Origin of the sequence: Kribbella sp. NPDC056345, assembly GCF_042262745.1 — a bacterium.
In the GTDB taxonomy this organism is placed as follows: domain Bacteria; phylum Actinomycetota; class Actinomycetes; order Propionibacteriales; family Kribbellaceae; genus Kribbella.
This window is the reverse complement of sequence record NZ_JBHJQQ010000008.1, coordinates 126498-149378: the sequence shown is the minus strand read 5'-3', so window position 1 is coordinate 149378 and position 22881 is coordinate 126498. Positions and strand designations below refer to the sequence as shown.

At 68.1% G+C, this 22881-nt stretch carries 22 protein-coding genes and 1 pseudogene; 11 read left to right on the top strand and 12 right to left on the bottom strand.

Annotated elements, in window-relative coordinates; translation table 11 throughout:
* Positions 1–19 precede the first annotated feature (19 nt).
* Positions 20–1210, top strand: a complete 1191-nt coding sequence (gene moeZ / locus ACFCV3_RS27325; RefSeq protein WP_376034497.1) for an adenylyltransferase/sulfurtransferase MoeZ — start codon at positions 20–22, stop codon at positions 1208–1210.
* Positions 1211–1249: 39 nt separating this feature from the next.
* On the opposite strand, the gene ACFCV3_RS27320 is transcribed toward moeZ, so the two are convergent.
* Both ACFCV3_RS27320 and ACFCV3_RS27315 read right to left on the bottom strand, forming a co-directional pair.
* A complete protein-coding gene (locus ACFCV3_RS27320; RefSeq protein WP_376034496.1) occupies positions 1250–2038 on the bottom strand; it encodes a maleylpyruvate isomerase family mycothiol-dependent enzyme in 789 nt (262 codons plus the stop codon).
* Complete coding sequence (locus ACFCV3_RS27315; RefSeq protein WP_376034494.1) at positions 2035–2679, bottom strand: TetR/AcrR family transcriptional regulator; 645 nt, start codon at positions 2677–2679, stop codon at positions 2035–2037. Before ACFCV3_RS27315 ends, ACFCV3_RS27320 begins: the two co-directional genes overlap by 4 nt.
* An 88-nt stretch (positions 2680–2767) precedes the next feature.
* Between ACFCV3_RS27315 and ACFCV3_RS27310 the strand changes: the two genes are divergently transcribed.
* Positions 2768–3034 carry a DUF2277 domain-containing protein gene (locus tag ACFCV3_RS27310; RefSeq protein WP_376034492.1) on the top strand — a complete coding sequence of 89 codons (267 nt, stop codon included), beginning with the start codon at positions 2768–2770 and terminating at the stop codon, positions 3032–3034.
* 176 nt (positions 3035–3210) lie between these two features.
* Here ACFCV3_RS27310 and ACFCV3_RS27305 read toward each other — a convergent pair whose 3' ends face one another.
* Entirely contained in the window at positions 3211–4173 is a 963-nt protein-coding gene (locus tag ACFCV3_RS27305) for a hypothetical protein (RefSeq protein WP_376034490.1), read from the bottom strand.
* A gap of 126 nt (positions 4174–4299) precedes the next feature.
* Here ACFCV3_RS27305 and ACFCV3_RS27300 point away from each other — a divergent pair, with 126 nt between their 5' ends.
* The 4 genes from ACFCV3_RS27300 (at position 4300) to ACFCV3_RS27285 (ending at position 12093) form a co-directional block, all read left to right on the top strand.
* Positions 4300–5139 carry a TIGR03560 family F420-dependent LLM class oxidoreductase gene (locus tag ACFCV3_RS27300; protein ID WP_376034488.1) on the top strand — a complete coding sequence of 280 codons (840 nt, stop codon included), beginning with the start codon at positions 4300–4302 and terminating at the stop codon, positions 5137–5139.
* A gap of 10 nt (positions 5140–5149) precedes the next feature.
* Complete coding sequence (locus ACFCV3_RS27295) at positions 5150–5449, top strand: MGMT family protein (protein WP_376034486.1); 300 nt, start codon at positions 5150–5152, stop codon at positions 5447–5449.
* A 195-nt stretch (positions 5450–5644) separates the two neighbouring features.
* Positions 5645–8860 carry an ATP-dependent helicase gene (locus ACFCV3_RS27290; protein WP_376034484.1) on the top strand — a complete coding sequence of 1072 codons (3216 nt, stop codon included), beginning with the start codon at positions 5645–5647 and terminating at the stop codon, positions 8858–8860.
* Positions 8860–12093: a UvrD-helicase domain-containing protein gene (locus ACFCV3_RS27285; protein ID WP_376034482.1), complete on the top strand. Its 3234-nt coding sequence runs from the start codon at positions 8860–8862 to the stop codon at positions 12091–12093. The genes ACFCV3_RS27290 and ACFCV3_RS27285 overlap by 1 nt, the downstream gene beginning before the upstream one ends.
* Here ACFCV3_RS27285 and ACFCV3_RS27280 read toward each other — a convergent pair.
* Both ACFCV3_RS27280 and ACFCV3_RS27275 read right to left on the bottom strand, forming a co-directional pair.
* On the bottom strand, positions 12090–12650 hold the full coding sequence (locus ACFCV3_RS27280) for a Uma2 family endonuclease (RefSeq protein WP_376034480.1): 561 nt from the start codon (positions 12648–12650) through the stop codon (positions 12090–12092). The two genes, ACFCV3_RS27285 and ACFCV3_RS27280, sit on opposite strands and share 4 nt — an antisense overlap.
* A 97-nt stretch (positions 12651–12747) precedes the next feature.
* Positions 12748–13383, bottom strand: a complete 636-nt coding sequence (locus ACFCV3_RS27275; protein ID WP_376034478.1) for a hypothetical protein — start codon at positions 13381–13383, stop codon at positions 12748–12750.
* A 60-nt stretch (positions 13384–13443) separates the two neighbouring features.
* Between ACFCV3_RS27275 and ACFCV3_RS27270 the strand changes: the two genes are divergently transcribed.
* On the top strand, positions 13444–14034 hold the full coding sequence (locus ACFCV3_RS27270) for a TetR/AcrR family transcriptional regulator (protein WP_376034476.1): 591 nt from the start codon (positions 13444–13446) through the stop codon (positions 14032–14034).
* On the opposite strand, the gene ACFCV3_RS27265 is transcribed toward ACFCV3_RS27270, so the two are convergent.
* Positions 14031–15317, bottom strand: a complete 1287-nt coding sequence (locus ACFCV3_RS27265) for a glycoside hydrolase family 1 protein (protein WP_376034473.1) — start codon at positions 15315–15317, stop codon at positions 14031–14033. The genes ACFCV3_RS27270 and ACFCV3_RS27265 overlap by 4 nt on opposite strands.
* 161 nt (positions 15318–15478) lie before the next feature.
* Between ACFCV3_RS27265 and ACFCV3_RS27260 the strand changes: the two genes are divergently transcribed.
* Positions 15479–16156 (top strand): GPP34 family phosphoprotein, encoded by a 678-nt coding sequence (locus ACFCV3_RS27260; RefSeq protein ID WP_376034471.1) that lies wholly within the window; start codon positions 15479–15481, stop codon positions 16154–16156.
* An 11-nt stretch (positions 16157–16167) separates the two neighbouring features.
* Here the strand turns inward: ACFCV3_RS27260 and ACFCV3_RS27255 are convergent, their stop codons facing one another.
* The 4 genes and pseudogenes from ACFCV3_RS27255 to ACFCV3_RS27240 all read right to left on the bottom strand — a co-directional run bounded on the left by ACFCV3_RS27255 (position 16168) and on the right by ACFCV3_RS27240 (position 19308).
* Positions 16168–17127, bottom strand: coding sequence for an AMP-binding protein (locus ACFCV3_RS27255; protein ID WP_376034469.1), 960 nt, complete (start codon positions 17125–17127; stop codon positions 16168–16170).
* Positions 17128–17200: 73 nt separating this feature from the next.
* A pseudogene (locus tag ACFCV3_RS27250) lies at positions 17201–17368 on the bottom strand (AMP-binding protein); the annotation flags it as partial.
* A gap of 9 nt (positions 17369–17377) precedes the next feature.
* Positions 17378–18502, bottom strand: coding sequence for a DUF5938 domain-containing protein (locus tag ACFCV3_RS27245; RefSeq protein WP_376034467.1), 1125 nt, complete (start codon positions 18500–18502; stop codon positions 17378–17380).
* Complete coding sequence (locus ACFCV3_RS27240; protein WP_132407645.1) at positions 18502–19308, bottom strand: SDR family NAD(P)-dependent oxidoreductase; 807 nt, start codon at positions 19306–19308, stop codon at positions 18502–18504. The genes ACFCV3_RS27245 and ACFCV3_RS27240 overlap by 1 nt, the downstream gene beginning before the upstream one ends.
* A 175-nt stretch (positions 19309–19483) precedes the next feature.
* Here ACFCV3_RS27240 and ACFCV3_RS27235 point away from each other — a divergent pair, with 175 nt between their 5' ends.
* Both ACFCV3_RS27235 and ACFCV3_RS27230 read left to right on the top strand, forming a co-directional pair.
* Entirely contained in the window at positions 19484–20113 is a 630-nt protein-coding gene (locus ACFCV3_RS27235; protein WP_376034465.1) for a TetR/AcrR family transcriptional regulator, read from the top strand.
* 21 nt (positions 20114–20134) lie between these two features.
* Complete coding sequence (locus ACFCV3_RS27230; protein WP_376034463.1) at positions 20135–20674, top strand: hypothetical protein; 540 nt, start codon at positions 20135–20137, stop codon at positions 20672–20674.
* On the opposite strand, the gene ACFCV3_RS27225 is transcribed toward ACFCV3_RS27230, so the two are convergent.
* Both ACFCV3_RS27225 and deoD read right to left on the bottom strand, forming a co-directional pair.
* Positions 20662–21066, bottom strand: coding sequence for a hypothetical protein (locus ACFCV3_RS27225; RefSeq protein WP_376034461.1), 405 nt, complete (start codon positions 21064–21066; stop codon positions 20662–20664). The two genes, ACFCV3_RS27230 and ACFCV3_RS27225, sit on opposite strands and share 13 nt — an antisense overlap.
* Before the next feature lie 128 nt (positions 21067–21194).
* Positions 21195–21908 (bottom strand): purine-nucleoside phosphorylase, encoded by a 714-nt coding sequence (gene deoD / locus ACFCV3_RS27220; RefSeq protein ID WP_376034459.1) that lies wholly within the window; start codon positions 21906–21908, stop codon positions 21195–21197.
* 39 nt (positions 21909–21947) lie between these two features.
* Here deoD and nudC point away from each other — a divergent pair, with 39 nt between their 5' ends.
* Positions 21948–22871 (top strand): NAD(+) diphosphatase, encoded by a 924-nt coding sequence (gene nudC, locus ACFCV3_RS27215; RefSeq protein WP_376034457.1) that lies wholly within the window; start codon positions 21948–21950, stop codon positions 22869–22871.
* Positions 22872–22881 lie beyond the last annotated feature (10 nt).

The following is a 22881-nucleotide window of genomic DNA, read 5'->3' as shown; positions in this document are numbered from 1 at the left end:
CCAACCGAGGAGCCGACACGTGTCACTGCCACCGCTGGTCGAACCGGCCGCCGAGCTGACCATCGACGAGGTCCGCCGGTACTCGCGGCACCTGATCATTCCCGAGGTCGGGATGGCCGGCCAGAAGCGGCTGAAGAACGCCAAGGTCCTGGTCATCGGGGCCGGCGGCCTGGGCAGCCCGGCGCTGCTCTACCTGGCCGCGGCCGGGGTCGGCACGCTCGGCATCGTCGAGTTCGACACCGTCGACGAGTCGAACCTGCAGCGCCAGATCATCCACGGCCAGTCCGACGTCGGGAAGTCCAAGGCCCAGTCGGCGCGCGACTCGATCCTCGAGACGAACCCGAACACGAACGTCGTCCTGCACGAGGTGCGCCTCGACAACGACAACGTGTTCGAGATCTTCGAGCAGTACGACCTGATCGTCGACGGTACCGACAACTTCGCCACGCGCTACCTGGTGAACGACGCCGCGGTGCTGCTCGGCAAGCCGTACGTCTGGGGCTCGATCTTCCGCTTCGACGGCCAGGTCAGCGTGTTCTGGGCCGAGCACGGCCCGTGCTACCGCTGCCTCTACCCGGAGCCGCCGCCCCCGGGCATGGTTCCGTCCTGCGCCGAGGGTGGCGTGCTGGGCGTGCTCTGCGCGTCCGTCGGTGCGGCCCAGGTCACCGAGGCGATCAAGCTGCTGACGGGGATCGGCGACCCGTCGCTGGGCCGGCTGAACATCTACGAGGCCCTCGACCTGAACTGGCGCGCCCTGAAGGTCCGCAAGGACCCGAACTGCGCGATCTGCGGCGAGAACCCGACGGTCACCGAGCTGATCGACTACGAGAACTTCTGCGGCGCGATCACCGAGGAGGCGGCCGACGCGGCCGTCGGTTCGACCATCTCGGTCAAGCAGCTCAGCGAGTGGATCAAGCTCAAGGACAACGGCGAGAAGGACTTCGAGCTGATCGACGTCCGGGAGCCGAACGAGTACGAGATCAACCGGATCCCGGGCTCGGTGCTGATCCCGAAGGCCGACTTCCAGACCGGTGTCGCCCTCGAGAAGCTGCCGCAGGACAAGCAGCTGGTCTTCCACTGCAAGTCCGGTGTCCGCTCGGCCGAGGTGCTGGCCATCGTCAAGGGCGCGGGCTTCGCCGACGCGGTCCACGTCGGTGGCGGCGTCGTCGCCTGGGTCGACCAGATCGATCCGAGCCAACCGGCGTACTGATTGTGGTGTGGGGGCCGGAGTGACTCCGGCCCCCACCGCTCAGAACGGCATCCGGCAACTGGCGACCGCTGCGGTTGCGGCCGGATCACCAGTGACGACTGGGTTGTCGTCGCGGCCTGACAGCGTCCGCATGTAGCTGACGGCGTCGACGGCGGCGCGACCGACCGGCTCGCCCCTCCCCAGCCGGTAGGTCCCACCTCCCTGGCCGGTGAGCTCCACGTCGACCGCCGGGCGATCGCCCCAGAACGGTCCGTCGATCACATCGCGCATCACCTGCGCGATCAGTTCCTCGCCGTACGGGCCGGCGTCGAAAGGACGGCCGAGCGCCTGGCAGATGTCATTGCGGTGCATCCACAGGTCCCGGACGAGCAGGATGTCCTGGATATAGCCGAGGTTCAGTGAGAACCCGGGTAGCTCCTCCACCGAGAAGCTGAGCCGGCGGACGAGTGCCGGGTTCTTCAGGATCTTCCGGGTCGCCTTGGCCCAGACCTGGTCGAACGTCGCGCGTAGTTCGTCCGGAGGCGTTCCGCGGTGTTCGTCGGCCTGCAGCATCATGTGCCTGTCGAACTTCGGCTTGGTCGGGTAGATCTTCTTCGCCTTCCGCATGCGGCGCGGGAACGACAGTGGCTTGATGACGTCCTCGGCCTGGCCGATCATGTGGCCGGCGATGTCGGCGACATCCCACGCGTCGCAGACGGTACGGCGTTGCCACTCGCTCCCGTCGATCGACTTCAGCAGGTCGTGCCACGCCCTGAGCTCGGCGTCGCGGTGTTGTGCACACCGGCTGCGATCTGTGCGGCCGATGTCTGTTGCGAGTACAGCGGTCATGTCTTCGTCCCCCTGGGTGGTGCGTAGTACTGGTAGAACATGTCGAGCACGGTGGGCAGCAGCCGGACGAAGCGGCCGTCCTCGAAGGAGGCATCCGGCTCGTTGGCCAGCTGCTGCGAGACCAGACCAGCCGTGATCGAGGTGTAGAGGGCCAGGCCCTCCTCGGTCGCGGCCTCGGGCCGTAGATGTCCCTGGTCGACCCCGGCCTGCAGGTGCTGCCGGAGGTCGTCCAGTGCTGCTTGCGCCGGGGCGTACGCCTCCGGGCTCGGCTCGAAGCCGGGGATGGTGCGCCAGAAGAGCAACTGTGAGTAGACCGGATTCTCCAGGCACCAGCGGCTGAACGCCGTGATCGCGATCAGGTCGAGCTCGCGGATGTCGTCGGTGCCGGCCGCCGCGTTCGCGGCCAGCCTCGACTCGCGGAAGAACTCGGCCCCGCGCTGGAAGAGTGCGTCGTAGATCGCCATCTTGGACGGGAAATACTGGTAGATCGACGGCGGTTGCAGGCCGAGCTGCCGGGCCACCGCGGACAGACTGAGGGAGGCGACTCCCTCGGCCTCCATCAGCTCGATGGCGGCCGTCAGGATCTCCTCGATCGTTTCCTGCCGGCGCCGGGTCCTGCGATCCAGTCCAGTGTTGCTCATGCCCTGAGGAAACCCGAAGACCATTAGGGAAGTCAATACCCCGTAGGTTTTCTGCCCGATTGTCCCTGGCGGGACGTACTGTCGGAGCATGTGCCGAAACATCACTGTGCTCCGGGGACTGGAGCCCGCCGCGACCTCCGAGGAGATCTACGCGGCCGCGCTGCAATACGTACGCAAGGTGACCGGCGTTGGATCGCTGAGTGCGACCACGCGCGGGCCGATCGAGCGCGCGGCGACCGAGGTCGCCCGCATCACCGAGGAGCTCCTGGCCGAGATGCCGGAGCGCCGCGTCCCACCCCAGACCGTGCCACCGCTACGCCGCCCCGAGGTCCGGGCCCGCCTCGGCCTCGACTAGGGCGAAGTCGATGTGTTCCCAGACGTAGTACACGCGAGTGGCCCCCAGCGCACCTGCCTTCATTGGTCCTCCGAGAGAGAGCTCCCGAGCAGGCTCGCGCCCGCCGCTGAATGTGTCGCGACCGTACGAGTCGTCGCCGACCTCTCTCTGCCCGTACCGCACCCGTACCGCGAGGTCTAACCCGCCACCTGCGGCAAGAACGCTGCCAGTGCGCTGACGATGAGTGGTGCGATAACGCTCAGGATGGTCAGCGGGTTGCGCAGGATCGAGATGTCCAGATGGAGCAGATGCTCGATCCGGTGCCGCTCCTGCAGCCACTCCTCGCTCGGCCGTCCACTCGCCGGTAGCGGACACATGTGCTCGACGAGTTGCTGCGCGCGGTTCCGCCAGGCGACCGCCATCGGGATGCCGATCACCGCGAGACCGAGGGCGAACATGCCGCCGTACAGGAGCACGTTCGACGGTGGGAACTCGTCGGCGCGATCCGGGTGTGCGGAGACGAACGCGCCGCGGATTGCGCCGGCGGAGGCGACGGCTGCGGCCACGCCGAGCATGAAGGCGCCGACGCAGACGATCAGCAGTTGCCACAGCCGCTCCAGTCGGCGGATGTGCGCCTGCGGCTCGTCCAGTGGATCGTCATCGCGCTGCCACAGCTCACGGCACTCGGCATGCGCGAGCCAGACGATTGTCAGCCACGGAATCGCCGCGAGCATCCCACAGAGGAGTACGGCGCCGGTCCGCAGCTGCAGGCTCTGCACCGGCAGGTCCGGCACGACTCCGGGGAAGAGGATCCGGTAGCCCGCCACGGCCACCGCACTGATCGCAGCACACAGCAGATACCGGCGCCGTCGAGCAGGGGGCGGATAGAAGCCCCACCGGTCGGGATGCTGCAGGATCCGGACGGCCTGTGCGGTGAGCAGCGCGAAAACAACCAGCGCTGCTCCGGCCACAGCCCGCCAGACAGTCCACGGCACACCCTTCACGAACGCGTCGCTCACCGCGGTCCCGTCCGACCCGGCGACCCCGAGCAGCCCCGCGAAACAGAAGGCAAGCCCGAACACGATCATGCTGAGCAGCGGCGGCGGCAACTTCACCCAGAAGTTGTCCTCCGCGAGCTCCCGTGGCAGTTCCCCCAGCACCCCGACCCCTCTTCGTTGCCGTTCCTGTACTCAGTGTCGCCAGAGCGCACCGATGCCGCCTTCGCTCATCGGCGTGCCGTTGTAGGGTCGCTCGGGAAGCGTTTGCTTGTTTGACTGGAGGCCGGAATGCGATTCGCCGTCAAGACCAGGCCGGAACACACCACGTGGCAGCAGATGCGTGACGTCTGGGTCGCCGCGGACCAGTTGGAGATCTTCGAGTCCGCATGGCACTGGGACCACTTCTACCCGCTCAGCGGCGACATGGCCGGGCCGAACCTGGAGGCCTGGACGACGCTGGCCGCACTCGCCCAGGCGACGTCGCGGATCCGGGTCGGCTGCCAGGTGAACGGAATGATCTACCGGCACCCGGCGGTCACCGCGAACATGGCGGCGACCACCGACATCATCGCGGGCGGCCGGCTCGAGCTCGGCCTGGGCGCCGGCTGGAACGAGATGGAGACCGCCGCCTACGGCATCCCGCTCTACCCGTTGAAGGAGCGCTTCGACCGGTTCGACGAGGGTGTGCAGGCGATCATCGCACTGCTCACCGAGAAGTCCGCGAACTTCGACGGCCAGTACATCAAGCTCACCGACGCGTACTGCGAGCCGAAGGCCGTGCAGACCCCGCACCCGCCGATCGCTATCGGTGGCAAGGGCCCGAAGCGCACACTGCGGGCAGTGGCGCGATGGGCCCAGCACTGGAACGTCATCGTCGCGAGCCCGGAGGAGTGGAAGCCGCTCAAGGACATCCTCGTGCAGCACTGCTCAGATGTCGGCCGGGACGTCAACGAGATCACCTGCTCGGTCAACGTTCGCATCGACGCCGACCGGCCGCTCGACGAGGCCGTCGCGGCGGCAGCGGCGTATGGCGAGGCCGGGGTCGACCTCGTCGTGATGAACCTGCCGCTCGACGCGCCGCCGTCGGTGCTGGAGCCGCTCGCCAAGGCCTTGGCTCCGCTGGCTTAAGTTGGGGTCTGTGGACAGGGACGAGTACGTCGAGGCGGTGCTGCGGGCGGTGGAGTCGATCCCGCCGGGCAGTGTCGCGACGTACGGAGACATCGCCGAGTACGTCGGTCAGGGTGGGCCGCGGCAGGTCGGAGCGATCATGCGTGAGTACGGCGGTGGGGTGCCGTGGTGGCGCGTGATCCGGGCGTCCGGCGTACCGGCCGACGAGGTCGGCGACGAGCAGTTGCACAATCTGCGGTCCGACGGTGTGCGGGTGACGAACGGCCGGGTGAACCTGCGGGAAGTGCGTTGGGATCCCGCGGAGGAATGAGTCCCGGGCGGCCGGGCCAGTTGTTGGGGTAACCGGCCCGGCCGCGCACGTGGTCGCCGTGACGGCGATTCACCCTTGTCGACAAGGATGAATCGACCGTAACCCGAAAAGTGGGGGTGTCCGTTTTCCGGGGCACCAACGGGATTGCCGGGGTGCCCGAAGAGGATTGTCGGTGGGGTCTGGTGGGATGGGGCGATGGTCAGCAGACAGGGTTCCCGGTATCGGCTCGTTCGGGCCGAGGGACGCGCTGCCCAGGCGCCGGTCCTGGATGCGGACCAGCAGGCCGTGGTCGATCATCCGGGTGGGCCGTTGCTGGTGCTCGCCGGGCCGGGCACCGGGAAGACGACCACGTTGGTGGAGGCCGTCGTCGACCGGGTGCGGAATCGTGGCCTGAGTCCGGACGAGGTGCTCGTGCTGACCTTCGGGCGGAAGGCAGCCACCGAGCTCCGGGACCGGATCACCGGGCGGCTCGGCAGGACGACGCGCGTGATGCCGTCGATGACGTTCCATTCCTTCTGTTATGCGTTGCTGCGCCGGTTCACGCCGGCCGACGCGTTCGACGTACCGCTGCGGTTGCCGTCGGGTCCGGAGCAGTCGTTGCGATTGAGCGAGGCGCTGTCCGGGAGTCGTGAGGTCGGTGCGGTGCACTGGCCGCGCAGTTTGCATCCGGCGCTGAAGACGCGCGGTTTCACCGACGAGGTGCAGGCCGTGATCGGCAAGGCGCGCCAGCTCGGCCTCGATCCCGAGGACCTGACCGCGATCGGGCGGTCGGCCGAGCGGGCCGAGTGGGTCGCGGTCGGTGACTTCTTCGAGGAGTATCTGCAGATCCTCGACCACGAGCAGGTGCTCGACTACTCCGAGCTGATCCATCGCGCGGTGATCCTGGCGCAGCAGCCGTCGGTGCAGGACAAACTGCGGGCGGAGTTCAAGGCCGTCTTCGTGGACGAGTATCAGGACACCGATCCCGGGCAGACGATGCTGCTGCAGGCGATCGCCGGCGACGGGCGCGACCTGGTCGTGGTCGGTGACCCGGATCAGTCGATCTACACGTTCCGTGGTGCTGATGTGCGGGGGCTGTTGCGGTTCACCGAGGAGTTCCCGACGGTGTCCGGCGAGCCGGCGGCGCAGATTGCTTTGGCGACCACGCGCCGGTTCGGTACGACGCTGCAGCGGGTGTCGCGCAATGTCGTGAACCGGCTCGGCGTGCCGGGGACGCTGGATCGCGACACGTTCGACCGGTTCCGGAATCCTGATGCTTCGTCGTGTGTCTACGGTGCTGGGAAGGTCGAGGCGAATCTGTACTCGACCAGCGGTGCGGAGCTGGAGCACATCGCCGATCTGCTGCGGCGAGCGCATGTGCAGGACGGTGTCGGGTGGCACGAGATGGCGGTGCTGGTCCGGTCCGGGAGCCGGTCGATCCCGCCGTTGCGACGGGCGCTCGCTGCTGCTGGGATCCCGGTCGACGTCGCGGGGGACGAGCTTCCGCTGTCGCGCGAGCCCGCCGTCCGGCCGATGTTGCTGGCGCTGCGTGCGGTCGCGGATCCGGCCACGTTGACGGTCGATGTCGTGCGGGCGCTGGCGCTGTCGCCGTTGGGGGCGATGGACGCGGGGCAGCTGCGGCGGTTGGCGCGGGTGCTGCGGAAGCGTGACCGGGAGGCAGCTGATGGGCAGCGGCTGCCCAAGTCGTCGGACGAGCTCCTGCGGGACGCGCTGCTGAATCCGTTGCTGCTGGACGAGCAGGCCTCTCCGGCCGAGGCGCGGTTCGCGGCACTGGGCGAGAGGTTGCTCAAGGCAAGGAATATCGTGAATGCCGGAGCCGCGCCGGACGAGGTGATGTGGTCGCTGTGGTCGGAGTCGCCGTGGTTGCGGCGGCTGCGCGGTCAGGCGCACTCCGGCGGCGAGACCGCGCGGGCGGCGAACCGGGATCTGGATTCGTTGTGTGCGTTGTTCGATGCGGCCGGGCGGGCCGAGGAGCAGATCGGGTTCAAGGGTGTCTCGGCGTTCCTGAGTGAGCTCGAGTCGCTGGACATTGCGGGGGACAACCGGTTCGACGGGACGTATCGCGAGGCCGGTGTGCAGTTGATGACCGCGCACCGGTCGAAGGGTCTGCAGTGGCGGCTCGTCGTGGTGGCGAGTGTGCAGGAGGCACAGTGGCCGGATCTGCGGCGGCGTGGGTCCTTGCTGCAGCCGGACCGGCTCGGGCGGGAGGGGCTGGTGGATCCGCTGTCCGCCGGTGCGTTGCTGGCCGAGGAGCGGCGGTTGTTCTACGTCGCGATCACGCGGGCGCGGGAGCGGTTGATCGTGACCGCAGTCCAGGCACCGGAGGCGGATGGGGATCAGCCGTCGCGGTTCCTGGGTGAGCTGGATATTCCGTTGAAGCTGGTGGCGGGGCGGCCGCGGCGGCCGTTGTCGTTGCCGGGTCTGGTTGCCGATCTGCGGTGTGTGCTGGCGGATCCGGCGTCCTCACCGGCGTTGAAGCGGGTTGCCGCCGATCGGCTCGCGCAGTTGGCCGATGCCGTCGACGACCGCGAGCAGGCGCTGGTGCCGACCGCCGATCCGGGGCGCTGGTGGGGCGTGCGGGAGCGGACGAAGTCCGAGCGCCCGATCGCGGACCCGGAGTTGCCGGTGCCGTTGTCGGGGAGTGCGCTGACGACGATCGTGGACTGTCCGTTGCGCTGGTTCCTGACTCGGCGCGCGGGTGGGGAAACGCCCAGTACGTCGGCGATCGGGTTCGGCCAGGTGTTGCACACGCTCGCCGACGCCGTCGCCACCGGCACGCTGCCACCATCGGCCGACGAGCTGAACGGCTGGCTCGACAAGGTGTGGACCCAACTCGACTTCGAATCCGCCTGGATCTCCGACCGCGAGCGCGTCGAGGCCGAGCAGGCCCTCCGCCGCTTCGTCGCCTGGCACCAGGGCCGCCCCGAGCGCACGCTGGTCGGCACCGAGGTCGAGTTCGACGTCCTCCTGCCCGACGCCGACCAACCCGCCGTCCGCGTCAAAGGCCGGATGGACCGCGTCGAGACCGACGGCGAAGGCACGATCCGTGTCGTCGACCTCAAGACCGGCCGCAACCTCCCGACCAAACCCGCCCTCGCCCGCCACGTCCAGCTCGCCATCTACCAACGAGCCATCGCTTCCCGCCAGGTCGCCGCCGCCGGCCCCGAAGCAGTAGCCGGCGGCGCCGAGCTCGTCCAGCTCCGCCACGACGACAGCGGCTTCCCCAAAGTCCAGCACCAGGCCCCCCTCGAACCGGACGACGACGGCAGAACCTGGCTCGACGAAGCCGTGGAAGACGCCGAAACCATGGTCCGCACCGAACACTTCACCGCCCAACGCAACGACGGCTGCGGCCGCTGCGAAGCAAGAGCCCTCTGCCCCATCCAGCCCGAAGGCCGAGAGATCGTCTGATGACTGCTGTGAAACTTCAGACGACGGCTGAGCTCTGCGATCTGCTCGGGATTCCGTTCAGCGACCAGCAACTGGCGGCTATCACCGCACCGCTCGCGCCTGGGGTGATTGTGGCGGGGGCTGGGTCGGGGAAGACGACGGCGATGGCGGCTCGGGTGGTTTGGCTGATCTGCACGGGGCAGGTGAAGCCCGAAGAGGTGCTGGGGCTGACGTTCACGAAGAAGGCTGCCAACGAGCTCGATGTGCGGATCCGCGACGACCTGACCAAGGCCGGCGTACTGGGGTCGACGCTGCCACCGGATCAGCATCCGATTCTGGCTGCGCACCTGCGGAGCAACGTGCCGAACTGGGAGCCCGAGGAGCCGGGCGAGCCGGTCGTGTCGACGTACCACGCGTTTGCGGGCACGTTGATTGCTGAGCACGGGTTGCGGCTCGGGTTGGAGCCGGATGCCCGGGTGCTGGCTGATGCGACCCGGTTCCAGCTGGCAGGTCGGGTTGTACGGCGTTCCTCCGGGCCGATCCGGTTTGCGTCGCATCACGTGCCGACGCTGGTCAACAGCCTGCTCTCGCTCGACGGTGAGCTGGCGGACCACCTGCTCCGGGCGGACGCCGTACGGGAGCATGACGAGGCGGTTCGGCAGGAGGTTGCCGCGGCGCGGAAGCAGACGGTCGAGGTCAAGAAGCTGGCCGAGACTGCGTTGAAGCGCGGCGAGATCCTGCAGCTGGTCGAGGAGTACCAGGCCTACAAGGGCGAGCGTGGTGTCGTCGACTTCGCCGACCAGATGGCGTTGGGTGCACGGCTGGCCGAGGAGTGCCCGGAGGTCGCGGTTGCCGAGCGCGCGCGGTACAAGGTCGTGCTGCTCGACGAGTACCAGGACACCTCGGTGTCGCAGCGCCGGATGCTGACCGCACTCTTCGCCGGCCCCGACGGCCGCGGTCATCCGGTCACCGCAGTCGGTGATCCCTGTCAGGCGATCTACGGCTGGCGTGGTGCCTCGGTGGCGAACCTGGACGAGTTCCCCGAACACTTCCCGAACGCGGACGGCACCCCCGCCCACCGCTACGTGCTGAGCGTCAACCGCCGTTGCGGCAGCCGTATCCTCGCTGCCGCCAACCAGCACGCGGCCGAGCTGTATGAGCAGCACCCTGGCGTCATCCCGCTCGAAGCCCCGGCCGATGCGCCGGAGGGCGCGATCACCGTCGGCCTGTTCGAGACGCGCTCACAGGAGATCGAGTGGGTCGCCGACGCGATCGTCGCCGCGCACCGGACGCCGAACCGGCGCTGGAAGGACATCGGCATCCTGATGCGGACCAACGTCGACCTGAGCGCGGTCCACGAGGCTCTGATCGCGCGCAAGGTCCCGGTCGAGGTAGTCGGTCTCGGCGGGCTGCTCGCCCTGCCCGAGGTCGTCGACGTGGTCGCCACTCTGCAGGCCGTCAACGACCTCACCGCGAACGCCGCCATGCTCCGCATCCTCACCGGACCGCGGTACCGGATCGGCCACCGCGACCTTGCCCTGCTGGCGAATCGCTCCCGCTCCCTCGCCGACACCGGCGCCCGGCCGAACGCGGACGACCTGGTGGCCGCACTCGATGCCGCGGTCGCCGGGATGGACTCGACCGAGGTCATCTCGCTGGCCGAAGCGGTCGACGATCCGGGTTCGGAGGCGTGGGGTTACTCGGCCGAGGCGCTGGTCCGGTTCAAGGAGCTCTCCACCGAGCTACGCGAGCTGCGGGCCCACGCCGGCGAACCGCTGCTCGACATCGTCCGCCGAGTGATCGCCACCATCGGCCTGGACGTCGAGCTGACCGCCACCCCGGACCACCTCGACTCCGGCCGCCGCGACCACCTGGCCGCGTTCCTCGATGCCGTCGGCAACTTTGTCTCCACCGAGTCGGACGGTTCGCTCGACGGCCTGCTGGCCTACCTCGCGGCCGAGGAGGAGTACGCCGCCGGCCTGGACCTCGCCGTACCGAGCGAGGCGGATTCGGTGAAGCTGCTCACCACGCACCGGTCGAAGGGGCTGGAGTGGCCGATCGTCTTCGTGCCGACGCTGGTGCAGAAGGTGTTCCCGTCCGATCGTGGCCGCGACAAGTGGACGACCAACGCGAAGGTGCTGCCGTGGCCGCTGCGTGGTGACGCCGCCACGCTGCCCGACTTCCACGACCTGTCGAACGCGGGGCTGAAGGCGTTCGCCGACGAGTGCAAAGAGGTGAACTCCCTCGAGGAGCGCCGCCTCGGGTACGTCGCCTTCACCCGGGCGAAGGAGATCCTGGTCGCCACCGGTCACTGGTGGGGCCCGACCCAGAAGCGCCCGCGCGGCCCCTCGTCGTACCTGGAGACGCTGAAGAAGCACGCCGGTGAGCGAGTGATCGCCTGGGCTTCGCAGCCCGACCTTGATCAGGAGAACCCCGAGCTCGCCGAAGCAACCACGGCTCCCTGGCCGGCGGCGTACGACGCCGATGCCTACCGGCTCCGCCTCGAGGCAGCCGGGCTGGTGCAGTTGTCGCGCGCCGAAGGTCCGTCGACCGAGGCCGAGGAGTCGCTGCTGCTCGACGAGCAGGCGCTGGTCGCGCGCTGGGACTCCGAGATCGAGAGATTGTTGTCAGAGGCAAGGGAAAGCCGAAGCCGCAAGGCGTACGACGTCACACTGCCGGCCGCGTTGTCCGCCACCCAGGTGATGCGCCTGGCCAAGGACCCCGACGGTCTCGCCTCCGAACTCGCCCGCCCGATGCCCCGCAAACCGAACCGGGCCGCCCGCTTCGGCACCCGCTTCCACGCCTGGGTCGAGTCCTACTTCGGCCAGCAACTCCTGCTCGACCCCGACGACCTCCCCGGCGCGGCTGACGAGGACATCGTCGACGACACCGACCTCACCGACCTGATGGAAGCCTTCCGCACCGGCCCCTACGGCGAAACCTCCCCCTACGAGATCGAAGCCCCCTTCGCCCTCGCCCTCGGCGGCCGCACCATCCGCGGCCGCATCGACGCCGTCTACCAGATCGTCCGCCCCGACGGCTCCCGCGGCTACGACGTGGTCGACTGGAAAACCAGCCGCTCCGAATCCGCCGACCCCTTACAGCTCGCCATCTACCGAGTCGCCTGGTCCGAACTCATGAACATCCCCCTGGACTCAGTAGGAGCAGCCTTCTACTACGTCCGAACCGCCGACATCATCCGCCCGGAAAGCCTGCCGGACAAACAACAACTCATCGAACTGCTGAACGGCTAGTACTCGAGCAGCTCGGCCGGCACGATCCGTACGGGGTAAGGAAGCTCGGCTTCGAACACCTCGTCGTCCTTGAAGACCCGGTCCACGAACCGCCCGTTCTTCAGCTCCAGCACCACTAGGACAGCGTCCTCCGGCTCGAAGATCCAGTAGGACTGGACGCCGTGCGCCTCGTACAGGAGACGCTTCCGCATCACATCCTGGTGTCGCGTCGACGGCGAGGCTACCTCGACTGCCAGGAGCAACGGGCGTTGAACGCCCTGCGGTCCGACATCCTGGCGGTGGCAGACCAGCACGTCCGGCTGTAGCGAGGTAGGGCCGCCGGGGCGGTAGTCGAAGGGTGCGAAGTAGACCAGCAGATCTGGTGTGCGAGCTGCGCGGAGCAACGTGTAGAGGTTGCCCGCCGCCGTCTGATGGATGGGACGTGGAGCGGGAGTCACCAGGACCCGCCCGTCCAGCAGTTCGCGCCACTCCCCGTCGTCGGGCAGTGCGTCGAACTCGGCCAGTGTGAGCCTCGGCTCGATGGTCCCCACGGACACTGGTGCCTCCTTCTCGGTCACAGGACCAGCATGTGGGAGGCCGACGGGTGCTTAGTGCCATTTCGGCTATCTGCCCCTGGAAACCCTTGGAAACCCCGTGATCTGCCCCGGCTTGCGGTCAGGCGAAGGCGGGGAAAGGGGGTGGGGTGGGGGAGTTGGCTACGTAGGTGGGGGAGGTAGTGAGGAGGGCGAAGGCGTCCCAGAGGGCGAGTCCCTCCTCGGGGGTGACGGGGGCGGCGAGGATGGCGCCTTGGAGGAGGATTTGGTCGCCTTGGAGGAGGGTGGGGACTGCGGCGCCTCGGTTGCCGGGGCGGAGGGCGTCGAGTTGGTCCATCTGGTGGGTGATGGGGGTGTCCCATGAGGGGGAGTCGGCGTGGGGGAGCCAGGTGTCGTCGAGGCCGGCGGCTGCTAGGGACTCGGCCAGTACGGCGGGGGTCGGGGCCTGGGGCGGTCCGGGGGTGAAGACGCGGGACGCCCATTCGACGTACAGGCGCTCGATGTCGGCGTACCGGGCTTCGGTGGCGAGGGCGGCGCAGATGCGCAGGACGCGGAGGGACTGCCGGCTGGTTTCGACGGCGATGGTGGCGATGAAGTCGGGGAGGCCGGCGGCCTGGGTTTCGCCGTCGCGGAGCCAGAGGCTGTAGGGCTGCAGACGGAGGGTGAGGCCGCGGTGGGGTGCGACGGCGGTGAGCCAGCGGACGGTCAGCCAGCTCCACGGGCAGGCCGGATCGGCCGCGAGTACCAGGTCTTTCATCAGAGTCTCCATCTCTTCGTCATAGTAGGACTATGATCAACAGAGTGCTAGGTTCCTTCCGTGGCTGTCAAGGAGGAATCACATCGGGCCCGGCAGGCGCAGGAGACGAAGGCGCAGGTGGCGCGGGCCGCGCGGGGGCTGTTCGCCGAGCAGGGGTACGTCGTGACGACGATCGCCGCGATCTCGGAGGCGGCCCGGATTCCGGCGCAGACGATCTACTCGGCGTTCGGCAACAAGCCGGCCATCCTGCGCGAGATCGCGGGGATGTGGATCGCCGAGGCGGATACCCGGCGGCTGGCGACCGAGTCGCTGGCGATCGACGACCCGGCCGAGCGGTTGCGCAGTGCGGCGCATTGGCAGACCAGGCAGTTCGAGACCGGTATCGACGTGATCCGGATCTACCAGGAGGCCGCGCGGGCGGATGCCCGGATGGCCGCGGAGATGCAGCGCGTGTGGGCGGCGCGGGAGCACGAGCTCGAGCTGTTCCTGCAGTCCTTCGGTGACCAGCTCGTAGACCGCGCGCTCGACCTCTTCCTGGCCTGTACGGCGACCGAGATCTACCAACTGCTCGTCCTCGACCGGCACTGGCCGGTCGAGGACTACGAAGCTTGGCTCGGCGACACTCTGGTCGCCCAGCTCCTGACCCGCTAGGGCGCGCGCGGCGGGAAGAGGCAGCTGGTGAGCAGGGTGACCAGTGAGCAGACGGACTGGCGCTTGACCGGGACGTAGTTCGACGGGACGCCGCCGGAGGCTGCGATGGTTCGGTAGGTGTCGACGGCGTCGGTCGGAGTGCGGGTGAGGGCAGGATCGGTGGCGGCATTCACTGTGTACAGGCCGAAGCGTGGACGGTAGCTGCCCCACTCGTAGTTGTCGGTGATGCTCCAGTAGTTGTAGCCGATCACGTTCATGCCGTCGGCTCGTGCGCGCTGCATCCAGTAGACGTGGTCGCGGAGATGCTCGGAGCGTGTGTGCCCGTCGGCGCGGGGTGTGCCGTTGTCGGTCGACATGCCGTTCTCGACGATGTACAGCGGGAGTCCGGGGCGGCGGTCGTGGTAGTACCGCAGCGCGTGGTAGATGCCGTCGGGCTGCGGATCCACCTTCCAGAACTCGCCTTTGGCGGCGTTGATCACCGACCAGTTGTCGAGGCTCAGTCCGTAGTAGTAGTCGATGCCGATGTAGTCCAGCTTGTCGGCGATCCGGTTCCAGAAGGTCAGATCGACGAGTCCTTCGCCGGCTGGGATGAACGCGACGTTGCTGGACACCGGAGCGCCCGGATCCAGTTGATGGATGATGTCGTACACGCTGCGGTGCGCTCTGACGAGCCGGTCGAACATGAGTGGGACCAGTAGCGGATTCACGCCGCCGTTGGTGACTTCCTGCTGCACGTACACCGTGGGCTCGTTGAAGGTGATCCAGTACGCGTCCTGCCCGTGCAGCCGCTGGACGACATGGCGGGCATAGGTCAGCCAGTCGTTCACCACACCTGCTCCGGACCAACCGCCGCGATCCGCGATCCAGCCCGGGTACACCCAGTGGTCGAGGGTGATCATGGGGCGCATGCCGGACGCCCGGATTCGCCGTACGACGTCCTCGTAGTAGGCCAGCTCGGTCTCGTCCCAGCTGCCGGGGCTCGGTTGGACCCGCGCCCATTCGATGCCGAAGCGGAAGACCTTCAAGCCCATTCCGGCGGCCAGTGCGATGTCCTCGGGGTAACGGTGCCGGAAGTCGACGCCGTTGCGGTACGGCTCCTTGGTCGCCGCGTACCGCTTCCAGTTGCTGTCCGGGCCCGCGCCCTCGGACTGGAAGCCGGAGCTCGCCACGCCCCACAGGAACGAGTCCGGCAATGGCGGGACGCCGGGTGCGGCGGTAGCGGCGGTCGGTACGGACAGCAGGCAGGCGATCAGGCCGAGTGCGGTGAGAACGCGAGTGATCATGGCAGGTGCTCCCCTCAGTCCTCGACAAAACTGACAGAAACTCAGTTATCACGCAATGGGTGAGAGTCGTCACGCTGTGCAGTGGCCGTCCTCCAGGGGGAGGGGACAGGTAACCCGCGCGGTGGATGCGCGCCAACCAACCGGCTACTTACGTTATGGGCATGCTGATTGCCGAGGACCTGTTGCTCCTGCTGTACGACGACGAGACGGGCAAGCCGATCGTCGGATCGCCGAAACTGGAGTACGCGCTCGGTGGTGCGCTGCTGATCGAGCTGACCACGCTCGGGAAGGTGGACATCACTGCCAAGGGTGATGGCGAGCGGCCGGGGCGGCTGAAGGTGCTGGACACCTCGTCGACCGGTGACGCGATCCTGGACGACCGCCTCGCTTTCGTGGTCGGCAAGGCGGGGAAGAAGCCGAAGGACGTTCTGGGCGGCCTCTCGAAGAAGGTGCGCGACCAGTTGCTGGCTCGCCTGGCCGAGCGCGGCATCCTGGCGGCGGACGAGGGCAAGGTGCTCGGACTGTTCCCGGTCACCCGCTGGCCGGCCAAGGATGCGCAGCACGAGGGTGAGGTGCGGGCCACGCTGGAGAGCGTGCTGAAGGTCGGCATCATGCCCGACCAGCGCACCGGCGCCCTGATCGCGCTGCTGAGCGCACTGGACGTCGTACCGAAGGTGATCACCGATTCGGTCGACAAGTGGCAGCTTCGCGCCCGTGCCAAGGTGATCGCGGATTCCGACTGGGCCGCGGACGCGGTGAAGAAGGCTGTCTCCGAGATGCAGGCTGCGATCACCACAGCCATCGTGGTATCGGCAGCCGCTGGGGCGGGCAGCAGCTAGCGCGGTGTCAGCTAGTGAAGGCGGGCCTTGATCTCGGGCTTGAGGACCTTGCCGACCTTGGAGCGCGGCAGGTCCGCCCAGATCAGCACCTCCTTGGGAGCCTTGACGCTGCCGATCCGTGCCTTCGCGAACGCGATCAGCTCGGCCGGATCGGCAGTGGCACCCGCTTGAAGCTGGACGACGGCGACGACCCGTTCGCCCCACTTCTCGTCCGGGCGGCCGATCACTGCACAATCATGGACCGCGTCATGAGTCATCAATACTTGCTCGACCTCAGTCGAGTACACATTGAATCCACCCGTGATGATCATGTCCTTGGCTCGATCAACTATGTACAAGTAATGATCAACATCGAGGTACCCGATGTCTCCGGTGTGGTGCCACCCGTACGCCGATGCTGCCGCCGTCGCCTCGGCATCGCGGTAGTAGCCGCGCATCACGAGTGAGCCCCGGACCACGATCTCGCCGCGCTCGCCGGGTGGCAGCAACTGTCCGTCCGGCGCCATGATCGCCGTGGTGACGAGCGCGGACGGCCGTCCGGCGGAGGCGAGCCGATCACGGGCAATGTTGCCGGAGGCATCGAAATGGCCGGCCGGTGGCAGGACCGAGATCATCATCGGCGCCTCGGTCTGGCCGAACAGCTGCGCCATCACCGGACCGATCCGCTGTAACGCCTCTTCGAGCCGGGCCACCGACATCGGCGCGGCGCCGTACCAGAAGCACTGCAGTGAGGACAGGTTTGTGCTGTCCAGCTCCTCGGCCGCGAGCACCATGTAGATCAGCGTGGGTGGCAGGAACGTGTGCGTCACCTTGTGCTGCGGGATGAGCTTGAGAAACGCATGGACGTCGGGAGTGCGCATGATGACGATTTCGCCGCCGGATGCGAGCACGGGGAAGCAGAGCACGCCAGCTGCGTGGGTGAGCGGCGCAAGCGCCAGGTAGACCGGCCGGACGCCAAAGGGATAGCCCATCAGCGTCAGGGCCGGCGCCGGCCCGGCTGATCCCGAACACGCAACTGAACGCGATCGGGTCGTTGGTGGACAGGATCGCCACCTTGCCGCCGGGCCGGACGCCGCTCGCCGCCAGTCCACTTGCGATCCGGTACGACAGGTCCTGGACATCGGCATACGACAGCGTCTCGCCGTCGGTGGTCAGGCAGGGCCTGTCCGCTCCGAGCGAGGCGCCTTTGTCCAGGTAGTCGACCAGACGCATGGCGGTCGCCTAACTCACCACGGTCAGCTGCGGCTCGGCCACCAGCCCGAAGCTGCGCAGTACGCCGAGCAGCTCCCGGTGGCCGAAGGCCTGACAGCCACTGGCGAAGCCGACGCGCTTCGGCGGCGTCTGCAGCAGTGAGTACGCCGCATAGGCCTGCAGGAGACCGGTCTGCTGGTAGTTGCTGTTGCCGTGGATCACACAGTGCGCCCGCCCGAGTGGACCGGAGGCGTGCACCGAGTCGAGGGACTTGTTGACGCGCGGGTTCTCCCGTGGCGGCATCTGGTCCATCACCTGGCGTGCGGTCGCAGTGAGCGCGGCGTCGCGTTCGTCCGGAGCCATGTCCTTCGTGGCTTCCAGTGCGGCCGCCACGATCTGCGGCACGCCGTTCATCAGCGCAGCGTTGAACACGCCACCCTGCGCCTTGCAGTTGGCGACCCGTGGGTCACGCTTGAACCAGACCGGGTGTGACGTGCCACCCCACGGCAGTGACAGTGCCAGCTCATGCTGACCTGGTACGACGAGTGGAACCAGCCCCTGCTCGGGGAATTCGACGTACTGGTTCTGCTCGAGGAAGTGTGCCTTCGACGTCGCAGCGTTCACCAGAATCGTGCGTGTCGAGGCGATGGTCGGGCTGCCGCCCCAGAACACCGCGATGTCCAGAGTGTCGAGCCCTGGCTGCTCCAGGCAGAGCTGTGCGGCGATCTCACCGGTCGTGTACATCTGAGCGATACCAGGGGCCAGTAGGAGACCCGCCTCGGCGAAGCGAGCGCCGTACACCTCGTCGCAGGTGATCAGCCAGTCCTGCTCACCTGTGGTGTCGGTGTAGTGCGCACCTGCCGCGAGAGCTGCCTCGACGGCCGCCGGGCCGAGCTCACTGAACGGTCCGACCGTGTTGAGCACTACCGACGCGCCCTTGAACAGATCGGTGAGTGCTGCCACGTCATGGTCGACAGTGGCGATCTCGTAGTCGGCGGTCTCGATACCGGCCACATTCGACGCCATCGACGACGTGAGCTTCTCCTCGCTGCGCCCGGCGGCCACGAACGGGACGCCGTACTGGCGCAGGTACTCACAGACCAGACGCCCGGTGTAACCAGAGGCGCCGTACACAACTACCGGCTTGGCAGCCATCACATCCCCATTCCGCCGTCGACCGGCAGACCGATGCCGGTGATGAACCGGGCCTCGTTCGAGGCCAGGAAGACGACCGCGTCGGCCATGTCGGTGACCTCGCCGAGCCGTCCGGCCGGAGTCAGCCCGATGACGGCACCGACGGCCTCTTCCGGGGAGCCGAACAGACCGAGCTCGGCGACGTCGTTCGCCAGGCCGGCGCCCATCGCCGTCGGGACGAGCCCGGGGTAGATGCAGTTCACGCGGACGCCGTACCCGAGCTTGCCGGACTCCATCGCGGCGACCCGGGTGAGCCGGTCGACCGCGGACTTGGTGGCCGAGTAGACCGCGATGCCGGGGAAGGCGATGGTGGCGGCGACCGAGGAGATGTTGATGATCGCGCCGCCCTGACCGGCCAGGCCGTCCGGGCGCATCGTCCGCAGGCCGTACTTGATCCCCAGCGTGGTCCCCAGGATGTTCACGTCGAGCATCCTGCGGATCTGGTCCGCGGTGACCTCGGTGAGCAGGCTGGTGATCTCGATCCCGGCGTTGTTCACCAGGATGTCCAGACCGCCGAGTACGTCGGTGGCCGCGACGACGGCGTTCTCCCAGCTGCCCTCGTCGGTCACGTCGTGGGCGACGAACCCGTTCCCGGCGCCGTACTCGCGGTCGAGTGCGTCGGCCACCGCCGCGCCCGCGTCCTTCTGCAGATCGGCGACGACGACCTTCGCGCCCGCCGCGGCCAGTGCCTTGGCCATACCTTCGCCCAGTCCCTGGGCCCCGCCGGTGACGAGGGCCTTCCGGCCGGAGAGATCGAGTCCGCCCATCGGTGAGCTCCTTTGCTCGAGTGGCTGCGGAGGGTGATTGGTGCCCCACTCTGGACCGTCCTTTGACAGTCGTCAAGACTTTGCTTGACACTTGTCAAGAAAACGGCCTGCCGAAGCGCGGCACCTCCTTCGTGACCGGGTAGGCTGACGCATCATCCCGACGACAGGAGTGGCGATGAGCTCAGCAGCAGACGTCACCCCAGCGGGCCGGGTGCCGGGGATCGACAAGATCGAGCGCCGCCGGATCGCGCTGGCCGAGTCCGCGCTGAAGACCCTGGGCGAGCTCGGCTACGCCCGGACCAGCCTGCGCGAGATCGCGAACAACTCCGAGTTCACGCACGGCGTCGTGCACTACTACTTCCGCGACAAGATCGACCTGATCAGCTACTGCGTGCGCTACTACAAGACCAAGTGCGCCCAGCGGTACGACGAGGTCGTGGAGACCGCCACCACCCCCGACGAGCTCGGTGCGGGGTTCCTGGCGAAGATGACCCAGACCCTGGTCGAAGAGACGGCCATGCACCGCCTCTGGTACGACCTGCGCGCCCAGAGCATGTTCGAGGACCAGCTGCGGGCAGACGTGCTCGCGATCGACCAGCTGCTGGAAGAGATGATCTGGCGGATCCTGAGCCGGTACGCCGAGCTGGTCGGAGCCGAGCCGTCGGTCGACGCAGCGACGGCGTACGCGCTGATGGACGGTCTGTTCGAGCAGGCCGTGGTCGCCTTTGCCGATGACCCGACCGGTGCGCCGGAGCGCCTGGTCCAGCGCGTCGGCCAGGTGCTTCCGAAGCTCATCACGACCTGACCAAGCTCTAGGCTGCGTGCCGTGATTGTGAAGCGGGTGCGGTCGGAGCCAGGTGGACTGGTCGATCTGGAGTTCACCGCGGACGGGTGGACGGCAACGCCGATCTTCGGGCGCCGGATGGATCCCTCGCTGTGGTGCGTGGTCGGAATGGCCGGTGCGCTCGTGCTGGCGTGGCTGGTGGGTAAGGCAGGGCTCTCCGGGCTGCGTACGGCGTTCCTGGTCGTGGCCGCGGCCGGTCTGATCGCTGCGGTGATTCTGCTGGTGGTGGACCGGGTGGGCGACCTGCTCGGCGTTGCCTCGATGACCACGCGGGCGCTGGCCCGGCGGCGGCTGCGGCGGGAGGCCAAGGGGATCACCGACGACCTGATGGAGATCGTCCCGTTTCCGGAGTTCGTCCCGGCGGCTCGGGTGCAGCAGGCGCGGGTGATCCGGGAGGTGCGCGGAACCGCCGTCGAGTTGATGCTCGACGACGGTTCCATCAGACGCTACCTACGCACGCGGCCCGGGCTGGTCGAGCCCTTCCAGCGGCTGCTGGGGGAGCGGTTCGTTCACTCCGCCTGACAGGCGGTCTTACACAGCTTGTCGGTCACCGTCAGGTGCACACCCGGCTCCTCGGTGTCTGTTTCGGCCGCGTAGCTCACCAGCCAGTCACCTGCGGTCATCTCGGCGGTCGACTTGCCCTTCTGCGCGCCGAACCAGGACGTGATGTCCTGCGGCTGGCTGATGTGGGCGATCTCGAGCACCTTCGGCAGGACCTTCGCGATCTCGGCAGCTGCCGCGTCGGCCGGCCCGCTGGCGTTCACCGACACCACCGGTGGCCGCGGGTGGTCACCGTTCAGGATCGAGACCGATGCGGCGCCCGACGTACAGAGCGCGTACGCCTCGTCGGTGCCGCACTTGAAACCGGCACTGGTCAGCCCGGCGACCACTGCGGTCGCTTTGACCGGCGACACGTCTACGGGAGCAGACGCGGTGCCGGTCGGCGGTGGGGTGTCCGGGCCGGTGGCTGCCGGCTTGTCCGACGAGCAGGCGGTCAGCAGCAGGAGAGCGGCGATGGCGGTGGCCGCGCTCCTGGCCCGGCTCAGACCGGCACCTCGATCGCAGCATCGAGGGCGATCGTGATCATCTCGGAGAAGGTGGTCTGCCGCTCCTCGGCCGACGTGATCTCCTTGGTGATCAGGTGGTCCGACACCGTCATGATGCCGAGCGCGCGACGGCCGAACTTGGCGGCCAGCGTGTACAGCGCCGCGGCCTCCATCTCGATCCCCAGTACGCCGTACTCCGCGGTCCGCGAGACCAGGTCCGGGCGGTCGTTGTAGAACACGTCACCGGAGAACACCTGGCCGACGTGCACGTTCAGCCCGGCCGCCTCGGCGGCGTCCACCGCGGCCCGCAGCAGCTGGTAGTCCGCGGTGGGTGCGTAGTCGATGCCGTGGAAGCGCAGCCGGTTCATCTGCGAGTCGGTGCTCGCGGACATCGCCACGATCACGTCGCGGACCCGCACGTCCTCGGTCAGCGCACCGCACGTCCCGACCCGGATCAGGGTCTGTACGTCGTACTCCGCGAACAGCTCGTGCGCGTAGATGGAGGCGGACGCCTGGCCCATGCCGGAGCCCTGCACGGAGATCTGCTCACCCTTGTAGGTGCCGGTGAATCCGAACATGTTCCGGACCTCGGTGTAGCAGATCACGTCGGACAGGTAGGTCTCCGCGATCCACTTGGCCCGTAGCGGATCACCGGGGAACAGGACCCGCGGTGCGATCTGCCCGGGTTCGGCGGCGATGTGAATACTCATGCGGGGATGCTCTCACGCGGCCGGGATATGTTGAGAGACGTGGCCTATTCCATCGCTCCTGGTTCGTTAGCTCTGTCCCGCTCGGTCCTGGACCGCGCCGCCGATCGACGGCGCGACGACGCCTGGCTGGAGAAGGCCTGGGCGGCTCCGGACACGCAGGTGACCGTGGTGGCCGCCGACCAGTTGCAGGTGACCGACGACCGGACCGCGCTGCGGCTGATCTCTCCGTCCGAGGCGCCCGAAGGCAACCGGGTCTTCCTGGGCATCGACCGGGAGTCGGGCGCTGGTCAGACGGCCGAGGGCCGCGCGGTGTTCGCTGTGGTCGTCCAGGAAGAGCCGGACGAGTCGTATGCCGGGCTCCGGGAGCTGGGGGCCCTGCTGAACGACCGTGAGGCCGGGATGGCGGTCCACATCGTTGGACTGGCCAACTGGCACGCCGTCCACACCCACTGCGCCAACTGCGGTGAGCACACCGTGGTGGTCGAAGCCGGCCACGTCCGGGACTGTCCGGCCTGTGGCCTCCGCCACTTCCCGCGGAGCGATCCGGCCATCATCGTGCTGGTCACCGACGACCAGGACCGGGCCCTGCTGGGCCGTAACGCGGCCTGGCCCGAGGGCCGGTACTCGACACTGGCCGGTTTCGTCGAGCCGGGGGAGTCGCTGGAGGCCGCCGTACGGCGTGAGGTGCTGGAGGAGTCCGGGGTCATCGTCGGGCCCGAGGTCGAGTACGCCGGGAGCCAGCCGTGGCCGCTGCCGTCGAGCCTGATGCTCGGGTTCTACGCGAAGGCGACCGGTACCGACATCGAGGTGGACGGCGACGAGATCTCCGACGCCAGGTGGTTCACCCGGGAGGACCTCCGTGCGCTGGTCGAAGCCGGCACGATGGCCCTCCCGGGCAACATCTCGATCAGCCGCCGCCTGATCGAGGGTTGGTACGGCGAGGAGCTCACCGGAAGCTGGTGAGCCCTGCCCC